This window comes from Reyranella soli (assembly GCF_007992495.1).
Lineage (GTDB): Bacteria > Pseudomonadota > Alphaproteobacteria > Reyranellales > Reyranellaceae > Reyranella > Reyranella soli.
In genome coordinates this window covers 1-20,431 of sequence record NZ_BKAJ01000003.1, presented here as the reverse complement: position 1 = coordinate 20,431, position 20,431 = coordinate 1, and the positions used below count along the sequence as shown (strand labels likewise).

Genomic DNA, 20,431 nt, shown 5'->3' with positions numbered 1-20,431 from the left:
TTCCCGCATGTTGCGCTACCCCCCTCAAGGGTGGCGTGCACCCAGGATGAGACAGCAAATTGCGCACGCTTGTCGCGCCCGGTCGTGGGCGTGGCAGCGCGTGCGGGATCCGCTGTGATGGTTGGGGCATGCAAAGGACGTCGCCGAGCGTGCGTCTTATAACTGAATAATAACTAAAGTTCTATTGCCGCACAAGCTCAAAACGCACGGCGGCGATTTTGGCGGACCGTATCACGCCAAAATTCTTTGCATGCACTGACTGCACTCAGTGTCATCGATACAGGCGGTGCCGCCATCCGATGCCGAATGCAGGCTCACCACTCATCTCTCCGGCCGGGTAGATGCCGCCGGGATCGTCCTTCCTCCAGGCAGTGATTCCTTCGCCCTCGCAGCCGGCGAGAACGGTGACGAGCGCACCAAGGCAAGCCCAGCGCGCCAACAGAGCGGGCTTAACGGGCGTCACGGTCTCCTCCTCCAATGTGAGCGCAACACTGAGATTTCAATGCCGGGGCCAATGAGCCCGTTGCCCGGAACCTCCTGCAATCGGGTAATGTTGCGCTGCAGGAAAGCGCGGAACCCATGGCCCGGAAGCTCAAGACCTATACGACCTCAGCGGGATTCTTCGATCTCGCCGTCGCCGCACCGTCGATGAAGGCGGCGTTGGACGCCTGGGGCTCGAAGAACAATCTCTTCCAGCATGGCTTCGCCAAGCTCTCCGACGATCCGAAGATCGTTGCCGCGACGATGGCGCGTCCCGGCGTCGTCCTGCGGCGGCCGGTCGGCTCGAACGGCGCCTTCGGCGAACATGCCAAGCTCCCCACGGACTTGCCCGTCACCAGCACGCCGCGACCGGCGGCGAAGCGGCCGGCGCCGAAGAAGCACGAGCCGCCGCCGAAGCCCGTCGACGACAAGGCGGCCCGCGAGGCTGCCCGGGCTTTCGAGAAGGAGCAGCAACGACGCGACAGCGAGCGCCGCAAGGAGGAAGCGGCCCGGCAGAAAGAACGCGAGCGCCGCGAGCGGGCGGTCGCTGCCGCCGAAGCCGCGCTCGAAGAAGGCCGGCAGGAGCACGAGGCGAAACGCGGGGAGATCGAAAAGGAACGCGCCGCGCTCGACAAGAAAGCGCAAGCGGAGGACGCGCGCTGGCGAAAGAAGAAGGACGACCTGGAGGCGGACCTGCGCAAGGCGCGGTCCGGCAGCCATCTGCGTCTCGTTTGACGGTCCCCTTTGATGGTCCCTATGGCCGGTCGGCGCGCAGCACGAAGCCCGTGGCGCTGCGCATCACCGAGATGCGGGCGCCTTCCAGTCCGCTGAAGCCGGCCGCCTCGATCGCCCACGGCAGGTCGTCCTCCGCCTCGTTGGGCGTATGCTCGTACCACAGCAGCACCGGGCAGGCGCCCGGCGTCGCCTGTGCACTGCCGCCCTGGCCGATGAAACGGACGGAAAAGCCCGCGGACGCAGCGAGCGACCGGTAGGCCTGTTCGAAGACCGGGTCTTCGCGCCGCGCTGCGCGGGTCTCGGCGGCCGGTCCCAGCGCCCAGCCGCTGGCGGCGTAGACCTGGGTGGTCGGACAGCCGGCGACGATGGCTGCGATCGTCCGGGCATTCTCGCGCCACAGGGGCCTGATGCCGGTCTCGATCATCGGCCGCGCCGCGCCTGCCACCGCCACCAGCGCCAGCAGGCCGAACAGCCATCGATCCCGTGCAAGCCGCGCGGCCGGCACGGCCAGCAGCGCGCACACCAGCACCGGGACGGCGAAGAGATAGCGATCAACCACGATCGGCTGGACGAGATGGACGGCGAACACGATGGCCATGCCGACGGCCAGGACGATACCGATCATGGCGACGAACCAGGCCTGCGACGCATCGCCGGCCCGCTCCCGGCCCAGCCAGAGGCCGGCCAGAGGCACGGGATTGAGCCAGAGCGGTGCCGCGGCGAGCGACCCCAGCACGCCGAGCGCGGCAAGGCCGGGCAGGTCGATCCAGCTGTGATCGAACTGCGCCGCCCAGCTCGGCATCTGCAGCGCGACGCTGGTGGCGATGAACAGGCTCGACAGCGCCGCCGTCGCCAGGACCAGGGTTGCCCACCGCCGCAGCCCCCTGGCGAAGGCACAGACGGCGATGGCCGCGGCCAGAAGGCCGCCGAACAGCGCACCGACATAGTGGATGCCGATCGAGCCGACCGTCGCCAGCGCGGCGATCGCGGCCACATCGAGGTCACGGCGCCAAGCGAGGTCGGACTTGGCCGCGGCGACATGGCGGGCGACCAGGGCCAGCGTGCCGATCGCCGCTATCTGCCAGAAATAGGACCGGTAGACGGCGAAGGATTCCATCGCCTGCGGCAGCGACAGGGTGAGCAGCAGCAGGGCAGCGGCGAAACCCGCCTGCCCGGGTATTCGCCGCGACAGGCGGAAGGCCGCCAGGATCATCAGGCCGGCGACGAGCATATTGGAGACCAGGCGTCCGGCCGGGATCGAGGTGATGCCCAGCGAGGCAAGCAGGGTCGCCCAGGCGTTGAAGACCGGCGGATGGGCATCGCGCATCCAGCCGTCCCAGACCAGCGCCGACAGGCCTTTGCGGGTATCCGAAAGCTCAAGGGTCCAGAACTCGTCGAGCCAGGGTCCGCGCAGCGCCGCATCGACGGCGGCAAGCGTCAGGATGGCGGCGAGGCCCGTGGCGGCGATGACCGTCGGGGTGAGCAGCCCTTGCCGCAGCGGCTCGGCGGTTGTGACGGAGAGAGCGCTTAGGTCGGCGGGCTGATCGCTCATGCCTGAAGGGGCTCCGCTGGGCATCCAGCGCGCCATCAACGGAGCCGCCAGGCCGAGGGTTGCCTCAGAGATGCACGATGTCGGCTTCCCTGACGTGCCGGCCGCCAATAGTCTCTAGCTCCAAGGAAACGCCGCTGCGGAGGTGCCCATGGCTACAGCCGTTCTCATCGTTCGGGCGAGACTGACCAACATGGCTGATCGGCAGCAGTTTGACAGTTGGTACAGTACCGAACACCTACCCAATGGCGTGAGGCTTTATCATGCGCAGCGCGCATGGCGTTGCTGGAGCCGGACCAATCCTCTCGTCCATATCGCCCTTTACGAGTTCGCCAGCGTCGAAGAGGCCGATGCGATTCTGGATTCCTCGGCGCTCGCCACGCAGATGGCGGATTTCGACCGTGTCTGGGGAACAGGCATAACGCGCACGCGCGAAGTCGTGGAGGTCGCGGAAGAGCTCTATTCGCCGGCCTGAAGTGCCCCTCCTGTAGCGTAGGTACCCGACATGTCCGCACCTGATCTCGACAACCGCATCGCCCTCATCACCGGCGCCGCCGGCGGCATCGGCCAGGCCCTTGCGCGGGCCTTCGTCGGCGCCGGCCTGCGTGTCGCCCTGTGCGACACCTCGAAGGACGCCCTGCTTCGTCTCCATGGCGAGCTCGGCGCCGACCGGACGATCGCGCTGCCGATGGACGTGTCGGATCCGGCTTCGTGTCGCGACAGCGTCAACCGCACGATCAGCCATTTCGGGCACCTCGATGTGCTGGTCAACAATGCCGCGGTCGGGATGACCACGGTGCGCGAAGACCACATGCGCCGCGTCGTGCAGATCGAGGACATCGCGCCGGACCTGTGGGCCCGCTTCATGGCGGTCAATCTCTCCGGGCCGTTCTACATGGCCCACGCCGCCGTGCCCGGCATGCGCGCCCGGAAATTCGGGCGGATCATCAACGTCACCACCAGCTTCTTCACGATGCTCAATCCCGGCTTCTCGCCCTATGGCCCGGCCAAGTCCGGCCTGGAAGCCTGGAGCGCCAGCCTGGCCGGCGAACTGAAAGGCTCCGGCATCACCGTCAATGTCGTGGTGCCGGGCGGGCCGACGGATACGCCGATGGTGCCGGACGACGGGTCGATGGAGCGCAGCCAGATGATCCGCCCGGAAAAGATGGCGCCGCCCATGTTGCATCTCGCTTCCGATGCAGGCAGCGCCATCACCGGCATGCGCTTCGTTGCCGCGAAGTGGGACTCCTCGCTTCCCGTCGCAGAGGCCATCGCCGCTTCGGGCGGGCCGGCCGGCTGGCCCGACCTGGCAAAAAACCCGGTCTGGCCGGGCGGCGGCCCGAAGCGCTGATCAACGCGTTCCTGTCTTTCGCGCGGAGACCAGGAGCATCATCGGTCGCTCCCGTTCTTCGGCCAGTCCCGGCAGCTGCTCGATCTGTTCGCGCGTCGGGGCGAACTCCTCGACCCGGCGCAGTTCGAAGCCGGCGTCGATCAGGGTGTTCAGCGTCGTGCCCAGTGTCCGGTGGTACTTCAGCACGCCCTTGGCGAACCAGTCCGTTCGGCGCTCGCCCTCGATCGAATAATCGTTGACCGGCCAGCTCTTGCGGCCGTCTTCATCGGCGATCCAATGCGGATGCGCCGCAGCCATGAAGATCGGATGCTCGATCGTGAAAACCAGGCCTCCGCCGGCTGCCAGCGCCTTGTGGATCATGCGCGCGAGGCGCTGGAAATCCGCGACATAGTGAAAGGCGAGCGCGCTGTAGGCGAGATCGAAAGCCGCCTCGGGCAGGTCCAGTGTCTCGAGATCGGTGATCCGATAGTCGATCGCCGGATCCGAGGTATCGGCCTTGGCGTGCGCGATCATGTTCTGCGACAGGTCGAGACCAAGCACGGAAGCAGCACCCTCGGTGCGCATCCAGCGCGATGCCCAGCCGAACCCGCAGCCCAGATCGACCACGCGCTTGCCGGCCAGCGCGGGCAGCATGGCCCGGACCGCCGGCCATTCGGGAGCACCGGCCAGTCCATGCACCTGTCGGGGCAACTGGTTGTAACCAGCGAAGAAATCGGAATTGTCGTAGATATTCTGTGCCACGTTCATCTCCACAAATGAAAAGGGGGACGAGGCACGTTCAAACGCCGAAAGACCTCGTCCGCGAGGGGCGAGGCCAGGATTGGCGATCCGCGTATTCAGCTTGCGTGGTCGACACCCCGGCACCCCGCGTTGGGGATGCCGGCCACTCGGGCGACAATGTGGATGTCCTTCTCGACCATGGCCAATATCTCGGCGAGGCCTTACGCGGAGTCAAGGATGCCGTCGGAAGATGAGTAAGTTCCAGCTGACGACCGACTTCAAGAACGCACCCTATTGGTGGGACGCAGCGCCACTGACTGAGGTCGCCGGTGGCGCGCTTGCTCCTTCCTACGACGTAGCCGTCGTCGGATCGGGCTACACCGGCCTGCGCGCCGCCTTGACGCTCGCCCGGGCCGGACGAAGCGTGGCGGTGTTCGACAAGGAGCGGCCGGGCTACGGCGCGTCGCGGCGCAATGCCGGATTTCTCGGCCGCACGCTCAAGAAATCCTACATCGATCTGAAGGCCGCAAAGGGCGCCGCCTTTGCTGCCGCCATCTATCGCGACCTGATGACGGCCTATGAGAGCACGCTCGCCTTCATCGAAGAGGAGGGCATCGACTGTCATGCCGTGCGCTGCGGTCGGCTCATCGCGGCGACCTCCGCCGCGCACTACGCCCTGCTGGACCGCGAGCTCAGCGGCATGAAGGCCGATCTCGGCCTGCCCTATGCCATGCTGCCGCGCGAGCGGCTGCGCGAGGAAATGGCGAGCGACCTCTATGACGGCGGCGCCGTCATTCCCGATCTCGGATCGCTGCATCCGGGCCTCTATCACCGCGGCTTGATGGAGCGCGCGCTGGCCGCTGGCGTCGCGATCTTCGGGAACTGCGAGGTCATGGCGATCGAGCAGATCGGCCAGCAAGGCGACCGTTTCCGTGTCACCACTGCCGCCGGACCGACACGCGCGCAGGACGTGATCGTCGCCACCAACGGCTACACGCCGAAAAGCCTGCCTTGGCACGCCCGGCGCCTCATTCCCTTCGTCGGCTACATGGCGGCGACCGAGCCGCTGACGCCGACGCTGCTGCAGAAGCAGCTGCCGCACCGGCGCACGGTGATCGATTCCAACCTCGACATCGATTTCTTCCGGCCGGCGCCGGACTCGCCGCGCCTGCTGTTCGGCGGCGCCACGGCCAACGGCCTGGAAGATCCCGTGGCCATTGCCAGCCTCCTGCATGGGCGGCTCCGGCGTGCGCTGCCGGACCTGGCCGACGTCAAGCTGAGCCACGTCTGGACGGGGCAATGCGCCGGCACGTTCGACATGATGCCGCATATCGGCTGCCATGACGGCGTCTGGTACGGCATGGGCTACAACTTCGCCGGCGTGCCCATGGGTTCGTTCTTCGGGCTGAAGATTGCGCAGAAGATCCTCGGCCTGACGGATGGCGTCACCGCCTTCGAACGAGACGCCTTCCCTACCCTGCCGCTCTATCGCGGCAATCCCTGGTTCCTGCCGCTCGCGATGCGCTGGTTCGCCTGGCAGGACTCGAAGCTGGCGAAGAGTACATCGCTTCCCGTCATCCCGAGCGGAGCCGGCCGAAGGGCGGCGTAGTCGAGGGACCTGTTTTTGTCGATGCATCCACAAAAACAGGTCCCTCCGCTCCGCCTCGCTACGCTCGGCTCCGGTCGGGATGACGGGACTTTGCAGTCTCAGCCGTGCGCGGCCTTCAACGCTGGCAGCACGTTCCGCGCGATACGCTCGAAGGTCGGCTGCTGCTCTTCGAGCATGGGGTAGTAAAACGCGATGTCCGAGATGCCGAGCGCGATCACCTGCTCCACCATCTGCCGGCAGGTCTCCTCGGACTCGTAGTACTTGATCTTGCCACCGCTCGAACGGGCGGTCGGGTCGAACATGAGGTAGGAGCGCCGCAAGGTCGTCGGGTCGCGGCCGATCCTGGCGCAGCTTGCGTCGATGGCGGCCACGCGCTGGCGTGTCTCGTCGAGCTGGGCCTCGAAGGTCTTGGCGAAGCTGATGCTGTTCCAGACATCGGCATGGCGCGCGGCATGACCCAGCATGACGGGACCCATCGCGGCGATCACGATGGGCGGGCGCGGCAACTGGACGGGGCGCGGGCGCAGCGCCGCCGCATCGACCTTGTAGAAACGGCCCTGGAACGTCGTCTCCTCCTGCGACATCAGGCGATCGACGATCTCGACATATTCGCCGAAGCGGGCGACGCGTTCCTTCGCGCTCCAATTGTCGATGCCCATCATCCGATACGACGGATCGATCTCCAGCCCGATGCCGAGCCCGACATCGAGCCGGCCATTGGAAATGTGATCGGCGGTGAGCGCCTGCAGTGCCAACAGGGCGGGATTACGCAGCGGGATCTGCGCGACCAGCGTCGTCAGCCGCACGCGCGTCGTCGCCTGGGCGATGGCGGCGAGCTGCGACCACAGCTCGAACCACGGCCCCTTGCCGCCGGCCCAGTCGACGAGATGGTCGGCGAGACCGACGGAATCGAAACCAAGCTCCTCGACGTGGCGGCAGCGGCGCAGAAGATCGGGCCACGGCACGTTCGGCAGCACGAGCACGGAGAAGCGGAGTTGGTTGGTCATGCTTCCTACCCCAATTAGGCAACATTGCCAGACTTGGAGTGCAGCATAGCCATCTACCCCGTGAACGGCAGAATCAATTTACTTCCATCATTCGTGCGGGCCTGCCGATCGCGCGAGCAAGCTAGCTAGGTTTTCTATACTTGTGACGCTCTGATGGAGACAAACCTGCACGGCGTTCGGCGTCGTTGTCGGTCTAATTCCCCTTATCTCTTCTCAGCGATTCCAACCTCTCAATGTCGGCCTTGGCCTCGGGAGGTATGGTCGCCTCGTAAATGCTGGGCACTGCGAACGACAAATCACCGAGTTCGGGGTCCCGTCCCACACGCTGCCATTCCCCTATGATCGCGTCCGCTATTTCTTCCGGTGCGTTTCCGTAGTCGACAAGCGACCAGAAGTGCACGCCATCCAAGGCCCCAACGACCGGCTTTGCGCCCTTAGCGAGCAATAGCAATATGTTGCGCCGGACATAGTCGATCAGTTGGTCATCCGACAATCCGAAGCCTTCGCGCCCTGCGACAAGGATGTTCCGGAGGCTGACAGCATCGATCTCAAGCTCCCCCGGGACGAGCTCTATCCATTCTTCCAAGGGCGTCCCGTAAATCCTGTGTCTGATTTGCGCAGTCATTGGTCACTTTTATCGGAGCTTCATGATTCTTGAAATCCGTTCCGACCAACGGAGCGTTGCTTCAACAGATCGAAAGCCACCCCCTACCAACCCATCGCCCGCCCTGTCCGTCGGGGATCGGCGGCGCCGTAGAGCTTGCCGGCCTTGAGGTCGGCGGAGATGGCGCAGACACCGGCGGTCTTGAGCGAGAGATCGGGCAGCCAGTTCACCTGGTGGCCCATGGCAGCGAGCGCCTCGCCGGTCGGACGGCCGATGCCCTGCTCGATGTCGACGCGGCCCGGATAATAGGTGTGCGGCTCGAAACTGTCGGGGAAGTTGCGGGTGATGAAGCGCGGCGCCTCGACCGACTGCTGGATGTCCATGCCGAAGATCACGTGGTTCAGAAGGACCTGCAGCATGCCCTGCGGCTGCAGATCGCCGCCGGGCGAGCCGAACGGCATCAGGAACTCGCCCTTGCGCATCGCCATCGCCGGGTTGGGCGTGAGCCTGGGTCGCTTGCCCGGCGCGGCGACGGAGGTATGGCCAGGATCGGCCCAGGACTGCGAGCCGCGCGACGATGGGCAGAGGCCCAGCCCGGGAATGACCGGGCTTTCCCACGACACGTCGCTCGGCGTCGCCGAGAAAGCGTTGCCTTTTGAATCGACGACGCAGACGTAAGACGTGTCGCCCGGCAACCCCGGCTCGCCGACGGCAACCGACGGCTGGCGGGTGTGGCCCGCGACGTGGCCGGCGACAGGACCGGCCGGCGGCATCTCGCCGAAGGCGCGGTCGTTGCGGATCGTCTTCAGCCGCTCCTGGGCATAGGGCCGCGACAACAACGTCTCCATAGGGACGTCGACGAAGCGCGGATCGCCGTAGTAGCGCTCGCGGTCGGCGAAGCAGAGGTTCATGACCTCGGCCAGGAGATGGACGTATGCCTTGGAGTTGTGGCCGAGCGCTAATAGGTCGACCTCGTCCAGCATGGACAGCATCTGAAGCAGCACCGGGCCCTGGCACCAGGGACCGCAGCTCATCACCTCGGTGCCCTTGAAGCTGTAGCTGAGCGGCGCTTCGATCTCGGAGCGGTATTCGGCAAGATCCGCCTCGGTCAGCAGCCCGCCATTCTCGCGATGATACTTAGCAATCGTCCGGGCAATGTCGCCGCGATAGAAGGCGTCGCGCGCCGCCGCCAGGCCGGCCTCGCGGCCCTTGCCCACCGCCGCCTTCTCCTGATCGACCATGTACTGGATCGTGCGGCCGAGATCGGCCTGCACTAGGCGATCGCCTTCCTCGAGGGGCGCACCGTCGCGGTGAAAGATCGCGACGTTCTGCGGCCAGCGCCGATAGTCCTCGACCTTGTCCTGCAGGAAGGTCGCCATCACGCTGTGCACCGGGAAGCCGTCACGCGCGTAGCGGATGGCCGACGCCGCGACCTCGCCGAAGCTCATCGTGCCGTAGCGCTGCAGCGCGAGGATCCAGGCGTCGGGCGCCGCCGGCACCACGGTGCGCTGAAGCCCGACTGGAATCGTGCCGTTGTGGTCGCGGATGAACGTCTCGATGTTCAGCGCCTTCGGCCACCAGCCCAGCCCCGCGATCGACACGGTCTCGTCGCGATCGGCGAGGTAGATCAGCATCGGCGCAACGCCGGAGAACTGTACTTGGTCGCTGTGCACGACGCCGAGCGCAATGCCGCCGGCGACGCCGGCATCGATGGCATTTCCGCCGGCGCGCAAGATCGCATGCGACGCCTCGGTCGCGAGATACTGCCCGGCCGACGCCATGTAGTGGTGGCCGATGACCATTGGCTGCATCCGCATCAGGCTCTCCCTTGGCCGTTGGAACCGAATCCTACAATATCCGATCCAAGTGCACGCTCTGCCACTTTTCATGGGAGGAGGACCGCTTGCCCATCGACTATGAGAAGCGCGACGGCGTCGCCTACATCACGCTGAACAACCCCGCGAAGGCGAATATCTTCGACAAGCCCACGGCGGACGCGATTTCCGAGGCGTGGATCGACCTGTGGGAAGATCGCTCGATCCGCTGCGCGATCCTGACCGGCAAGGGCGATACCCACTTCTGCGGCGGCCACAATCTCGCGCCGCGGGAGAACATCACGGAAGAAGAGCGCGAGTATCTGCGCACACAGCGGATCTTCTGGCCGCTGGCCGGAACGGTGCATGGCCAGAAGACCGGTGTCGACGGACGCATGGGCGATCACTATCCGCGGGTGTGGAAGCCGGTGATCGCCGCGGTGAACGGCTGGGCGGCGGGCGCCGGTCTCTACTCCCTGCTGGCGTCGACCGACATCAGGATTGCAAGCGCCGAGCATGCGCGCTTCAAATTCGCCCTCCTGACTCAGGGCTGGCTGGGGCATGGACCCGGCGCCAGCCTGCTCGTCAAGCAGCTGCGCTACATCGATGCCATGAAGATCCTGCTGACGGACGAGCCGTTCGATGCGCAGGAGGCGCTGCGGATCGGCCTCATCAACGAGGTCGTCCCGCACGCGCGATTGCTGGAACGGGCGGAGGAGCTCGCCCGCCATATCTGCAAGCTGCCTCCCGTCGCGGTGCGGATGATGAAGGAGTTCGTGGTCCGCTTCGGCGATCTGCCGACCGACCAGGCGTGGCACGTGCAGAACCTGATCAACTCATTGCTCATCCAGACCACGACGGACGGCGAGGAAGGCCGCCAGGCGTTCAACGAGAAGCGCAAGCCGAACTTCGACGGCAAGCTGCGCAAGCGCGGCGATGCCTGGCCGGATCTCTCGGAAGAGGACGCAAAGCGGCTGGACGAGGCCTATCGCAGCGGGGAATTTTGAGTACTCTCTGGAAAGTTGCATCATAATAAGATATTCTCTCAATACGGGATGCGCGCAGCACGGTGCCATTGCATCGTCGACACGCGAACGAGCTTTCGCGGGAGGCCCACCATGTCCTGCCTCGATCACGCCTGGTCCAGAAGCTTGTGTGCCGTTGTCTGCCTGTTCGTCGTCCTGCCCTTGCCGGGCAACGAGGCGAAAGCCGGCGAGGAGTGGACCGTCGTCGATCGCATCCTCGGCGAGGACGGCAAGCACTCGCGCGATGTGAGCGGTATAGCCTGCATGACATCGAGCGGTTTCCCGCGGCATTGCCTGGTGATCGACGACAACCTGCAGAGCGGCCAGTTCCTCACGCTCAAGGACGGCGAACTGCAGCCCGGCGATGTCGTGCCGCTGATCGAGAACACCTTTGGCGGCAGGGATCTCGAGCTGGACGGTGAAGGCGTGGCCTTCTACTCGGATCCAAAAGATGGCGGTGCCTTCTACGTCATCGGCTCGCACGGCCATGCGCGGCATGACACGACCGACTGCGTCGGGCCGTTGACAGAGAAAAACAAGGCGAGGATTGCCGCCTCCAGCCAGATCGTGCGGATCCGGCTGAAGCCGTCGGTCGGGAAGACTCTCTCGAGGCACGACGTGGTGGACATCACCCGGAACGCCAAGCTGCGCGACTTCATCGCGGCCGAGCCGACGCTGCAGCCGCACATGGACAAGTGTCTCGAGCCCAATGCCCAGACCGAGGGCAACGGAGTCACCATCGAGGGGCTCGCCATCCTCAATGGCAGGCTCTATGCCGGCTTTCGCGGCCCGTCCCTTCCCGGCGCACCTATCCTTTCCGTGCCGCTCGAGTCGCTGTTCGGCTCGGGCACCGGTGGAGCCAAGCTGGTCGTCGTAAAGCTCGATAAAGGGCGTGGCGTGCGGGATCTGGCGCCGTACGGAGGTGGCTTGCTGGTCCTTGCGGGCCCGGTCGGCAGCGAGAGAGGTCGCTACGATGTCTACTGGTGGGATACGAGCAGCCCCGACATGAAGCACCTCGGCGACATCACTGATCAGGCGCAGGCCGCCGAGCAGAGCAAACCCGAGGGCATTCTGCCGCTGGAGGTATCGTCCGGTCAGTTGCGACTGCTGATCGTGTCCGACGGCAAGGACGCGAAGGACGGCGCACCGCGCACCGTCCTGGTTCCCGCCCCGTAAAAGGGCTGCGAGCCCGCTTCAGCCGAGCACGCCGCTCGTCCGCAGCTCGGCGATGCGTTCCGGCGACAGGCCGAGGACGGTCGCGAGCACATGATCGGCATCGGCGCCCAGTTCGGGCGCAGGCCCGAGCGTGCGGCCGAAGCTTGCGCGCCACGGCAATCCTGGCAACAGGCCGCTACCTTGCTTGTCCCAGAAGCCGCGGGCGGCGAGATGCGGGCTTTGCACCAGGTCGCCGTGACGCGCGAGAGCGGCGGCGGGAATGCCGGCATTCAAGAGCGATTCGGCGACCGCGGCAGCCGACCGGGCGGCGGCCCAGGCAGCCAGGGCAGCGTCGATCGCGTGCTGCGCGTCGCGGCGCTGCCGGAGATCGAGCGACGCCATGTCCGCCAGGCCCGGCACGAGATGGCACAGGGCGCGCCATTCCTCATTCGTGCGCACGACGATGCTGACCCAGTCTTCGTCACCCGCACAGCGCCAGGCGCCGTGCGGCGCATGATGCATCGATCCATTGCCCACCGGTTTTGGCGGTGCGCCGAGCTGGGTCGTGACCAGCGGCTCCGCCATCGTCCACAGCATCGCCTCGATCATCGAGAAATCGACGCGCGCCACCCCTCCTTCCTGCTGGCGATGCCACAGCGCGGCGGCCGCCACGAAGGCGAGCATCAGGCCGCACATCGGATCGAGCCACGCGAAGCCGACTCGCGGCGCGACCTCGGGATGACGATTGAGACCGGCAAAGCCGCTGTAGCATTGCAACAGCGTCCCGTAGGCGACGGCCTGAGCGTCCGGCCCCGTTCGCCCCATGCCCGATGCGGAGATGTAGATGAGATCGGGGTTCACGGCCCTCAGCGCCTCGGCGCCGAGACCGAGCCTGTCCATGACGCCGGTGGCGAAATTCTCGATCAGGATGTCGGATTTCGCGGCAAGCGCCCGCACGATCTCGACCGCCTGCGGCTTCTTGAGATCGATGGCGATGCTCTTCTTCGCCTGGCCGAGCGCGGTATGCAGTTCCGTTGCGCGCCCCGGGTCTCCCTTGCCGGGCGCTTCGATCTTGATGACCTCCGCGCCCATCGCGGCCAGGTAGCGCGTCGTCGTCGGGCCCGCGATCACCCAGCTGAAGTCGAGCACGCGGATGCCGGACAGCGGCATCGGCCCCCTCGGGGTCTCCTGCTTGCGGTTCGACGCGACAACACTCAGCCCGAACGGCGTGCCCGGTCGTTGAATCGTCTTTCCCGCGAGATTATGCGGCGCGTAGTACCGGCGATGCCTCATCTGCGGCGTGTCGAGATGCTCGGCGACCTCGCGCAGGGGAAAGCTCGGCACATGCGCGCGCTGCGCCGTGTCGGCGATCGATTGCTTGTCGTGCCGCCGGCTCCATTCCGACATCAGCGCGTGCAGGGCGTCCCAGTTGTTCACTCGATCGGCCTTGGTGGCAAAGCGCGGGTCGTCGCCCCAGGCGGGTGATCCCATCGCTTCGAGCCACGATGCCCACTGCTTCTCCTCGCGGGGGGAGATCGCGGCGTAGCCGTCGCTCGCCGGCAGGATCGTCACCGTTGCGCCATTGCCGTCGGTCAGGCGCTTGCGCTCCCAGCTCTTCTTGCCGAGGCCCGCGCGCGCGAGCTCGGTCATGGCGAGCGTCGCCAGGGCTTCGTGGATCGACACATCGATCGACGCACCGGACTGGTTGCCTAGCGACGCATGCATGCCGGCGCACGCAGCGGCCAATCCGCCAATGAAGGCGGATTGCTCACCGACGGGACGTATCGGCGGCTCCGTCAGATCGTCGACCTGGCCGGTCAGCAGACGCGAAATTCCGCTGGCAAAGAACAGGGTCAGGTCGGTGGCCGGGTCGTTCGCCCGAGGGCCTGTCTCGCCAAAGGGAGAGATCGTGACGATGATCGCCGACGCGTTGACCTGGCGCAGCTCGGTCATGTCGTAGGCACCTCGCCCTTCCCGCACGATCAGATGCGCCGCTGCCAAGGCCTTGCGTTGTTCCGTTGCGTCAACGGCAACGGCTTTGCCGTGATTGAGATGGTCCAGCAGCGTCGCCCCGGCGCCAGGGTCGATGCAGGTCACTTGCGCGCCGACGTCGGCCAGCAATCGACCGCAAACCGCGGCCGCCGGACCGCGTCCGATCTGAAGGACATTGAATCCGGTCAGCAACGCCATGCCGGTCTTCCCCATCGCTCATCGATCCGCACAACGAATTCGCGTCGAGGATCAGGGAGACGTCAAGCGTCGTTCACGGCATCCTTCGTTCACGGCGCAACGCAAGCACTGCATCGTACAGCAACTCAATCAAGGCGCTCTCATTGTGCCAGACCATTTGCCTTCGGACGCGGAGCCGTCCCGTACCTGCTACGGGGCGGTCAAGGTGCGCCATTCGCGAGGCTCAGGTGCTCGAGCCCCAGAAGCCCCGAAGCGCGCCCGCGTCGCCGTTGAACAGGTTGCGATCGCAGTGGCTGACACCCTGCACGATGGTGGTCTGGCCGTAGGCTGGGCGGCCCGCGCTCTCGTCGCCGGCGTACTGCCAGAGCTTCCAGCCCGTCGCCTCCCAGGCCCGCGGCACCTCGGGCGAATCATGGTAGTCGGCGACCCACAGGCCGCAGCGCGCCAGGATCGAGGCCGGCGTGACCACGGCGCCGAGGCTGAGGCCGGAGTTCGGCAGCGGCTCGCCGTTGGCCCAGGTCGGATGCACGTAGACAACCGGCAGCTGGCCCGTTGCCTGGGCCACCACCTGCACGAAGGCTTCCGCCTGGTCGAGCCGCATGGAGTTCGACGGATTGTTCTCGTTCGCCTCGAGGTCCAGAGCGAGCAGGGTCCGCGTCCCCGGCCGCGACATGGAAAGAAAGAACGCCGCCTGCTGCTCGCCCGGCATCTGGCCGGTGCCGAAATGATAGGCGCCCCACAGCAGGCCCGCCGCCTCGGCCTGCGACCGCCGCCCGGCGTACGCCGTGTCGGCATAGTCGCCGCCTTCGCTCGCCTTGTGGATGACGCCGAGGATGCCGCTCTGGCGGACCTGCCCGAAGCTGGTGACGGTGACGCCGCGGCTCAGGTCGATGACGGCGTCCAGGCCCAGCGTCGCGCGGTCCGGCGGCGGTGGCGCGATCGGCATCTGATAGGGCGGCGCGATCGTCCGGTTGGTGCTGCAGCCGGCCACGGCCGAAGCCGCCAGGCTGGAAGAAAGCAGGGTCCTGCGCGAGATCATCCGGGCGTCAATCTGTCGATGGCTTCCTGGTCGGCTGCTGACCGGCAGCCCGGGCGGCAGAGGACATGAACAGGTACTCGTCTCCACCCGCGGCACGGCCTTCCTTGAACACGGCAATGGCACGCTCCTGATCGCCGGCTTTCCAGAACGCTTCGGAGACGTCCCGATAGACCATGCCGGTGGCGCTTGCCCTGATTGCGGGATCGGTCACGCTCAACGCCCCTTTGGCCTGGATGAAGCTGCCTTCTCCGCCAGCCCGATCGCGGTCGAGGATCTGGTACGACGCCAGCGCGCCGTAAGCCAGCGCAAGCGTCCCGCACTCGAGCCTGTTGGTTGACGAGCATTTATCGGAGAATCGCTCGACCTCCTTCTTTGCCAGGCTTACCGCCGCCTTCTGGTCGCCGCCATCGGACGCTTGCAGGGCGGCAGCCTGATAGGAATCGTTGCTGGCGCAGGCTGCCAGTATCGACGCGCACGCCACAACCGCGACGACGTTCCTGAGCGCATGCATATGGAGAATGTTTCCCCTTCCCGTGCCGCCTCTCGGCTCAGCGGCCTACTGGCAGCCGGCGTTCTAGCCCATACTCGCCGCCGGTTCCAAGACATCACTGGGGGAAGGTCGATATGGATCTCCATCTGCGCGGCAAGACCGCTCTCGTCACCGGCGCATCCAAGGGCATCGGGCTCGCCTGCGCCAGGCAGCTTGCCGAGGAGGGTTGCCACCTGCACCTCGCGTCGCGCACCAAGGCCGACCTGGAGCGCGCCAAGGAGCAGATCCAGTCCCGGCACAACGTGTCGGTGACGGTCCACCCGGTCGATCTCAGCAACGGCGACGCCGCGCGCTCGCTGGCGGCGGCCTGCTCCGACATCGACATCCTGGTGAACAATGCCGGCGCCATCCCAGCCGGCGACCTGCAGACGATCGACGAAGCGCGCTGGCGCGACGCCTGGAACCTGAAAGTGTTCGGCTACATCAACCTCTGCCGCGCGGTCTATCCCGTCCTGAAGGCGAAGGGGGGCGGCGTCATCGTCAACGTGCTGGGTGCCGCCGGCGAGCGGCCGACCTGGGGCTATATCGCCGGCAGCGCCGGCAATGCCTCGCTGATGGCCTTCACCCGCGGCATGGGCGGTACCAGCCTGGTCGACAAGGTGCGCATCGTCGCCTGCAATCCCGGCCTGATCAGCACCGAGCGCATGGAGACCATGCTGCGCGCAACCGCCAAGGACAAGCTGGGCGACGCCGAGCGCTGGCGCGAGCTGATCCCCAAGCAGCCGCCGGTCGGAACCGCCGAGCAGTGCGCCGATCTCGTGGCGTTCCTGGCGTCCGACCGGGCCTCGCACATCGCCGGCACCGTCGTCACGATCGACGGCGGCGCGGCGCACTTTGCTGGGGTTTTGTAGGGGGATTTGCAGCCACCCTGCAGCGCCCATTTAAGGCACAACAGGGCGGCAACTTTCCGGCCGCGACCGAGTTGATCAGCCAGGTGGCATCAACGGCCGCCGGCAAAGGAATTCATGTTATCGCGCGGCCTGTCCGCCCTCCTGATCGTCGGTACGCTCTCGTTCGCAAGCGGCGCCCAAGCCTTCGATCGCACCTGCATGCAGACGCAGGAGACGCAGGGCCAGAACGCCGGCCGATGCGTGGCGTCGATGACGGTTCCCGAGACCGTCGTCTATGGAACCCTGTCCGACCACGGCATGACGTTCGGCGAGCAATACGACATGCAGGGTAATCCGATCGATCGCCAAGGCAACGTGGTCGCCGTTCCCGCCGGGCGCTCCGGCTCGAGCCGCGAAGTGTTCGTTCGGGAACCCGTTCGGCGATAGGTCCCTTCCCTCAAGCGGCCGCTTTGCACTCTCCCGAGGCCGCAGCGGCCAGCACCATTTCTGAGCACTTCTCGCCGATCATGATGCAGGGCGCGTTGGTGTTGCCGCTGGTCAGCGTCGGCATGATCGAGGCATCGGCCACCCGCAGGCCCTGGATGCCATGCACCCTGAGCTCGTTGTCGACCACGGCCATCGGATCGCCGCCCATCTTGCAGGTGCCGACAGGATGGTAGGTGGTTTCGGCATTGTTGCGCACCCACTCGATGATCTCGTCATCGGTCTTGAGGTGCGCGCCGGGCGCGATCTCCTCGCCGGTCATCTCCTTGAGCGGTGACGTCGCCATCAGCTCGCGGCCCTTGCGGATGGCGGCCAGAAGGCCCTCGCGGTCGGCTCGGGCCGATAGGAAGTTGAAGCGGATGGCGGGCGGCTCGGCGGGGTCGGCCGACTTCACATGCACCGAGCCGGTACTCTCCGAGCGCAGCACATTGACGTTCATGGTGATGCCGCGGCGCTTGGCGACGCGGCGCTCGCGACCGACCATTTCGTAGAGAAACGGCAGGATCGAGATGGTGGCATCGGGCGAGTCGAGCCCGGGCCGCGTGCGGAAGTACATGCGGATCGGCACCGACGTCGTCGCCAAAAAGCCCTCGCCCCAGAGCGCGTACTTCAGCGCCTCGCGCGCCAGGCGCCAGCCGCGCGCATTGTCGTTGAAGGTGGCGTTGCGCGCCGTGATGGCGAATTTCACGCGCGGCGAATAGTGGTCGCGCAGGTTCTCGCCGACGCCGTTCAGCTCGTGCACCGGCACGATACCGAGCGAGCGCAGCCGTTGGCCCTGGCCGATGCCGGAGAGTTCCAGGAGCTTGGGCGAGTTGATGGAGCCGCTGCAGACGATGACCTCGCACCCGGCCCGCGCCTCGCGCTTCTGGCCGTTCACGGCATAGCGCACGCCGACGCAGCGCTTGCCGTCGAGGATCAGCGTCTCGGCCAGGGCGCCCTGCTCGATCGTGAGGTTGCGCCGGCCGCGCGCCGGATCGAGGTAGCAGAAGGCCGTGCTCTGGCGACGACCCTTGGCGATCGTCACCTGCGACATGCCGATGCCCTCCTGAGTCTCGCCGTTGAGGTCGGGGTTGAAGGGCAGGCCGATCTTGTTGGCCGCCTCGATCATGGTCTCGAGCAGCGGGATCTTGTGGCGCGGCGTGTCGGTGACGCGGAGCGGCCCCGAACGGCCGCGCAGCGCGTCCGAGCCATTGTCGTAATTCTCCATGCGCTTGTAGACCGGCAGCACGTCCTGCCAGCTCCAGCCGCGATTGCCGAGCTGCGCCCAGTGGTCGTAGTCCTGCGCCTGGCCGCGGATATAGACCATGCCGTTGATCGAGCTCGAGCCGCCCAGCATCTTGCCGCGCGGCACTTCTATGCGCCGACCGCCCGAGCCTTCGTCGGGCTCCGAGGAGAAGCACCAGTTGACGGCGGGAAGGTCGATCATCTTGGAGACGCCGACCGGCACGCGCGACCAGAAGTAGCTGGAACCCTCGGTGCCGGCTTCGAGCAGCAGCACGCGATGGCTGCCGCTTTCGCTCAGCCGGGTGGCGACGACGGCGCCCGCCGAGCCGGCGCCGACGACGATGTAGTCATATGAGGCTGTGCTGGTCGTCATGGTTCGCGTTCCCCTGTGGGCGAGCTTGACCTGCCCGTTTCCGCCATGGCAAGGCCGCGACACGGGCGTCACGCGTATTCACCCGCATCGCGGCACAGGAACAAGACCATGGAATTCGATGTCATGACGCGCGCCACCACATGGGACAACGTGGCCAGCCTGGCGCGGCGCACCGAGGCAGCAGGCTTCTCCGGCATGCTGTTCACCGAGGGCCACCAGGTGCCGTGGATGAACATCGCGGCCGCCGCGCTGGCGGCGCCCTCGCTGCATTTCTCGACCGGCATCGCCATCGCCTTCGCCCGGAGCCCGATGGTGACGGCGGAGATCGCCTGGGAGCTGGCGCAGAACACCAACGGCAAGTTCCGGCTGGGGCTGGGCAGCCAGGTGAAGGCGCACATCACGCGGCGCTACGGCAGCCCGTTCGACAAGCCCGCGCCGCAGATGAGGGACTATGTGCAGGCGGTGAAGGCCTGCCTGAAGGCGTTCCGACGCGAGGGCCCGCTGCAGCATGACGGCCCCTACTACAAGATGAACCTCCTGACCGAGCAGTGGACGCCGCCGCGGCACGCGTTCGAGGACGTCAAGGTCGACATCTCGGCGGTCGGCCCGATCATGCTCAGGGTGGCGGGCGAGGTCGCCGACGGCGTGCATGTGCATCCCATGCATTCCATGCACTACATCAAGAACCGCCTGCTGCCCGGCGTCGCCGAGGGCGCGAAGCGGGCCGGACGCAAGCTTGAGGACGTCGACCTGATCGTTCCGGTGATCGTCGCGGCCGGCGACACGCCGGAGGAGCGCATGACTCCGATCAAGGAGGCCAAGACGACCATCGGCTTCTACGGCGCCACACCGAACTACTCTTTCCAGTTCGACGACCTGGGCCATGTCGGCCTGCGCGACAAGCTAAGCGCCTGCCTGAAGGCCGGCGACAGCGCCGGCAGCGAGGCGCTGATCACCGACGAGATCCTGGACCAGTTCGCCATCGTGGCGCGCTGGGACGACGTCGCCGACCGCATGATCGAGCGCTACAAGGGCATCGCCTCGCGGCTGGTGATCTACCTCGCCTCGCACTGGCGCGAGGTCGATCCCAAGGTGCTCGAGCGCTGGGGCGAGGTCGCGCGCGCGGTGAGGAAGGCCAGTTAGAATCATGCTCTTCCGGACCTCGCGCTTCCAGCGCGCACATGATCATGACCGCGCTGGAAGCGCGCGGTCCGGAAGACAAAGAGCTCTCGCAATCAGCATACCCTCGGGGCATTCTTCGGCCATGAACAGCAAAACGATCCTCGCCGTCGCCGCCCTTTCTGCCCTCACCGCCTGCCAGTCCGTCAGCCAGATGGACCAGCGACCGCCGACCTGGACGGCCGCCTACCAGGCGCCGTGGGAGCCGCTGGCGAACTGCATCGTGGCGCGTTCGCAGCGGCCATTGCTCACCGTCACGCCGACCTTCTCGCCGGGCCGCGCCCAGATTGTCGTCACCAATGCGGCTGGCGGCGTGATGGGCACGTTCAACATCCGCAGCTTGGGCGGCGGCGGCACCGAGGTCGCCTATCGCAGCGTCTATGGCGGGCCGACTACCGACGCCGGCGGCGATGCCAAGGACATCGCCGATCGCTGCGCACGACCTTAAAGGGAGCGCGGGCCTCCGGCCCGCTCCTGAGCGGGCCGGAGGCCC

The 20,431-nt window shown here is 66.4% G+C and carries 20 protein-coding genes; 10 read left to right on the top strand and 10 right to left on the bottom strand.

Going from position 1 to position 20,431, the window contains the following annotated elements; all coding sequences use genetic code 11:
* Positions 1-271 precede the first annotated feature (271 nt).
* The gene (locus tag RSO01_RS00200; RefSeq protein ID WP_147144956.1) at positions 272-463 is read right to left on the bottom strand and encodes a hypothetical protein; all 192 of its coding nucleotides are present in this window, start codon (positions 461-463) and stop codon (positions 272-274) included.
* Between the two features lie 116 nt (positions 464-579).
* On the opposite strand from RSO01_RS00200, the gene RSO01_RS00195 reads away from it, so the two are divergent.
* Positions 580-1,215, top strand: a complete 636-nt coding sequence (locus RSO01_RS00195; RefSeq protein WP_147144954.1) for a cell envelope biogenesis protein TolA — start codon at positions 580-582, stop codon at positions 1,213-1,215.
* Between the two features lie 19 nt (positions 1,216-1,234).
* On the opposite strand, the gene RSO01_RS00190 is transcribed toward RSO01_RS00195, so the two are convergent.
* Positions 1,235-2,767, bottom strand: a complete 1,533-nt coding sequence (locus RSO01_RS00190) for a hypothetical protein (RefSeq protein WP_147144952.1) — start codon at positions 2,765-2,767, stop codon at positions 1,235-1,237.
* Positions 2,768-2,915: 148 nt separating this feature from the next.
* Between RSO01_RS00190 and RSO01_RS00185 the strand changes: the two genes are divergently transcribed.
* Together RSO01_RS00185 and RSO01_RS00180 are read left to right on the top strand one after the other, a co-directional pair.
* The gene (locus tag RSO01_RS00185; RefSeq protein ID WP_147144950.1) at positions 2,916-3,239 is read left to right on the top strand and encodes a hypothetical protein; all 324 of its coding nucleotides are present in this window, start codon (positions 2,916-2,918) and stop codon (positions 3,237-3,239) included.
* Between the two features lie 30 nt (positions 3,240-3,269).
* Positions 3,270-4,115 carry an SDR family NAD(P)-dependent oxidoreductase gene (locus RSO01_RS00180; protein WP_147144947.1) on the top strand — a complete coding sequence of 282 codons (846 nt, stop codon included), beginning with the start codon at positions 3,270-3,272 and terminating at the stop codon, positions 4,113-4,115.
* Here the strand turns inward: RSO01_RS00180 and RSO01_RS00175 are convergent, their stop codons facing one another.
* Positions 4,116-4,856 carry a class I SAM-dependent methyltransferase gene (locus tag RSO01_RS00175; RefSeq protein WP_147145106.1) on the bottom strand — a complete coding sequence of 247 codons (741 nt, stop codon included), beginning with the start codon at positions 4,854-4,856 and terminating at the stop codon, positions 4,116-4,118.
* 229 nt (positions 4,857-5,085) lie between these two features.
* Between RSO01_RS00175 and RSO01_RS00170 the strand changes: the two genes are divergently transcribed.
* Positions 5,086-6,444, top strand: coding sequence for an NAD(P)/FAD-dependent oxidoreductase (locus RSO01_RS00170; protein ID WP_147144945.1), 1,359 nt, complete (start codon positions 5,086-5,088; stop codon positions 6,442-6,444).
* A 98-nt stretch (positions 6,445-6,542) separates the two neighbouring features.
* Here RSO01_RS00170 and RSO01_RS00165 read toward each other — a convergent pair whose 3' ends face one another.
* From RSO01_RS00165 to RSO01_RS00155, 3 genes are all read right to left on the bottom strand, one after another.
* Entirely contained in the window at positions 6,543-7,451 is a 909-nt protein-coding gene (locus tag RSO01_RS00165) for an LLM class flavin-dependent oxidoreductase (RefSeq protein WP_147144943.1), read from the bottom strand.
* 193 nt (positions 7,452-7,644) lie between these two features.
* Complete coding sequence (locus RSO01_RS00160; RefSeq protein ID WP_174825904.1) at positions 7,645-8,076, bottom strand: hypothetical protein; 432 nt, start codon at positions 8,074-8,076, stop codon at positions 7,645-7,647.
* 83 nt (positions 8,077-8,159) lie between these two features.
* Positions 8,160-9,872, bottom strand: a complete 1,713-nt coding sequence (locus RSO01_RS00155) for a gamma-glutamyltransferase family protein (protein WP_147144941.1) — start codon at positions 9,870-9,872, stop codon at positions 8,160-8,162.
* Between the two features lie 86 nt (positions 9,873-9,958).
* On the opposite strand from RSO01_RS00155, the gene RSO01_RS00150 reads away from it, so the two are divergent.
* Positions 9,959-10,876: an enoyl-CoA hydratase/isomerase family protein gene (locus RSO01_RS00150; protein WP_170302761.1), complete on the top strand. Its 918-nt coding sequence runs from the start codon at positions 9,959-9,961 to the stop codon at positions 10,874-10,876.
* A gap of 180 nt (positions 10,877-11,056) precedes the next feature.
* Positions 11,057-12,070: a DUF3616 domain-containing protein gene (locus tag RSO01_RS00145; RefSeq protein ID WP_170302760.1), complete on the top strand. Its 1,014-nt coding sequence runs from the start codon at positions 11,057-11,059 to the stop codon at positions 12,068-12,070.
* 18 nt (positions 12,071-12,088) lie between these two features.
* Here the strand turns inward: RSO01_RS00145 and RSO01_RS00140 are convergent, their stop codons facing one another.
* The 3 genes from RSO01_RS00140 to RSO01_RS00130 all read right to left on the bottom strand — a co-directional run bounded on the left by RSO01_RS00140 (position 12,089) and on the right by RSO01_RS00130 (position 15,789).
* Complete coding sequence (locus RSO01_RS00140) at positions 12,089-14,239, bottom strand: CaiB/BaiF CoA-transferase family protein (protein WP_170302759.1); 2,151 nt, start codon at positions 14,237-14,239, stop codon at positions 12,089-12,091.
* Positions 14,240-14,462: 223 nt separating this feature from the next.
* A complete protein-coding gene (locus RSO01_RS00135; RefSeq protein WP_147144933.1) occupies positions 14,463-15,278 on the bottom strand; it encodes a glycoside hydrolase family 25 protein in 816 nt (271 codons plus the stop codon).
* Between the two features lie 7 nt (positions 15,279-15,285).
* Complete coding sequence (locus RSO01_RS00130) at positions 15,286-15,789, bottom strand: hypothetical protein (RefSeq protein ID WP_147144931.1); 504 nt, start codon at positions 15,787-15,789, stop codon at positions 15,286-15,288.
* A gap of 113 nt (positions 15,790-15,902) precedes the next feature.
* Between RSO01_RS00130 and RSO01_RS00125 the strand changes: the two genes are divergently transcribed.
* Together RSO01_RS00125 and RSO01_RS00120 are read left to right on the top strand one after the other, a co-directional pair.
* Positions 15,903-16,679 carry a short-chain dehydrogenase/reductase gene (locus RSO01_RS00125; RefSeq protein WP_147144929.1) on the top strand — a complete coding sequence of 259 codons (777 nt, stop codon included), beginning with the start codon at positions 15,903-15,905 and terminating at the stop codon, positions 16,677-16,679.
* A 114-nt stretch (positions 16,680-16,793) separates the two neighbouring features.
* Positions 16,794-17,105, top strand: a complete 312-nt coding sequence (locus tag RSO01_RS00120; protein WP_147144926.1) for a hypothetical protein — start codon at positions 16,794-16,796, stop codon at positions 17,103-17,105.
* Positions 17,106-17,115: 10 nt separating this feature from the next.
* On the opposite strand, the gene RSO01_RS00115 is transcribed toward RSO01_RS00120, so the two are convergent.
* Positions 17,116-18,759 carry a GMC family oxidoreductase gene (locus RSO01_RS00115; protein ID WP_147144924.1) on the bottom strand — a complete coding sequence of 548 codons (1,644 nt, stop codon included), beginning with the start codon at positions 18,757-18,759 and terminating at the stop codon, positions 17,116-17,118.
* A 108-nt stretch (positions 18,760-18,867) separates the two neighbouring features.
* Here RSO01_RS00115 and RSO01_RS00110 point away from each other — a divergent pair, with 108 nt between their 5' ends.
* A complete protein-coding gene (locus tag RSO01_RS00110) occupies positions 18,868-19,902 on the top strand; it encodes a TIGR03617 family F420-dependent LLM class oxidoreductase (protein WP_147144922.1) in 1,035 nt (344 codons plus the stop codon).
* 121 nt (positions 19,903-20,023) lie between these two features.
* Complete coding sequence (locus RSO01_RS00105; protein ID WP_147144920.1) at positions 20,024-20,386, top strand: hypothetical protein; 363 nt, start codon at positions 20,024-20,026, stop codon at positions 20,384-20,386.
* The last annotated feature ends 45 nt before the right edge of the window (positions 20,387-20,431 follow it).

Bases quoted from the DNA above. Each gene is read 5' to 3' on its own strand.
- RSO01_RS00160 (WP_174825904.1), bottom strand. From the start codon at position 8,076: ATGACTGCGCAAATCAGACACAGGATTTACGGGACGCCCTTGGAAGAA.
- RSO01_RS00105 (WP_147144920.1), top strand. From the start codon at position 20,024: ATGAACAGCAAAACGATCCTCGCCGTCGCCGCCCTTTCTGCCCTCACC.
- RSO01_RS00120 (WP_147144926.1), top strand. From the start codon at position 16,794: ATGTTATCGCGCGGCCTGTCCGCCCTCCTGATCGTCGGTACGCTCTCG.
- RSO01_RS00125 (WP_147144929.1), top strand. From the start codon at position 15,903: ATGGATCTCCATCTGCGCGGCAAGACCGCTCTCGTCACCGGCGCATCC.
- RSO01_RS00135 (WP_147144933.1), bottom strand. From the start codon at position 15,278: ATGATCTCGCGCAGGACCCTGCTTTCTTCCAGCCTGGCGGCTTCGGCC.
- RSO01_RS00140 (WP_170302759.1), bottom strand. From the start codon at position 14,239: ATGGCGTTGCTGACCGGATTCAATGTCCTTCAGATCGGACGCGGTCCG.
- RSO01_RS00115 (WP_147144924.1), bottom strand. From the start codon at position 18,759: ATGACGACCAGCACAGCCTCATATGACTACATCGTCGTCGGCGCCGGC.
- RSO01_RS00180 (WP_147144947.1), top strand. From the start codon at position 3,270: ATGTCCGCACCTGATCTCGACAACCGCATCGCCCTCATCACCGGCGCC.
- RSO01_RS00190 (WP_147144952.1), bottom strand. From the start codon at position 2,767: ATGAGCGATCAGCCCGCCGACCTAAGCGCTCTCTCCGTCACAACCGCC.
- RSO01_RS00170 (WP_147144945.1), top strand. From the start codon at position 5,086: ATGAGTAAGTTCCAGCTGACGACCGACTTCAAGAACGCACCCTATTGG.
- RSO01_RS00130 (WP_147144931.1), bottom strand. From the start codon at position 15,789: ATGCATGCGCTCAGGAACGTCGTCGCGGTTGTGGCGTGCGCGTCGATA.
- RSO01_RS00110 (WP_147144922.1), top strand. From the start codon at position 18,868: ATGGAATTCGATGTCATGACGCGCGCCACCACATGGGACAACGTGGCC.
- RSO01_RS00165 (WP_147144943.1), bottom strand. From the start codon at position 7,451: ATGACCAACCAACTCCGCTTCTCCGTGCTCGTGCTGCCGAACGTGCCG.
- RSO01_RS00155 (WP_147144941.1), bottom strand. From the start codon at position 9,872: ATGCGGATGCAGCCAATGGTCATCGGCCACCACTACATGGCGTCGGCC.
- RSO01_RS00195 (WP_147144954.1), top strand. From the start codon at position 580: ATGGCCCGGAAGCTCAAGACCTATACGACCTCAGCGGGATTCTTCGAT.
- RSO01_RS00185 (WP_147144950.1), top strand. From the start codon at position 2,916: ATGGCTACAGCCGTTCTCATCGTTCGGGCGAGACTGACCAACATGGCT.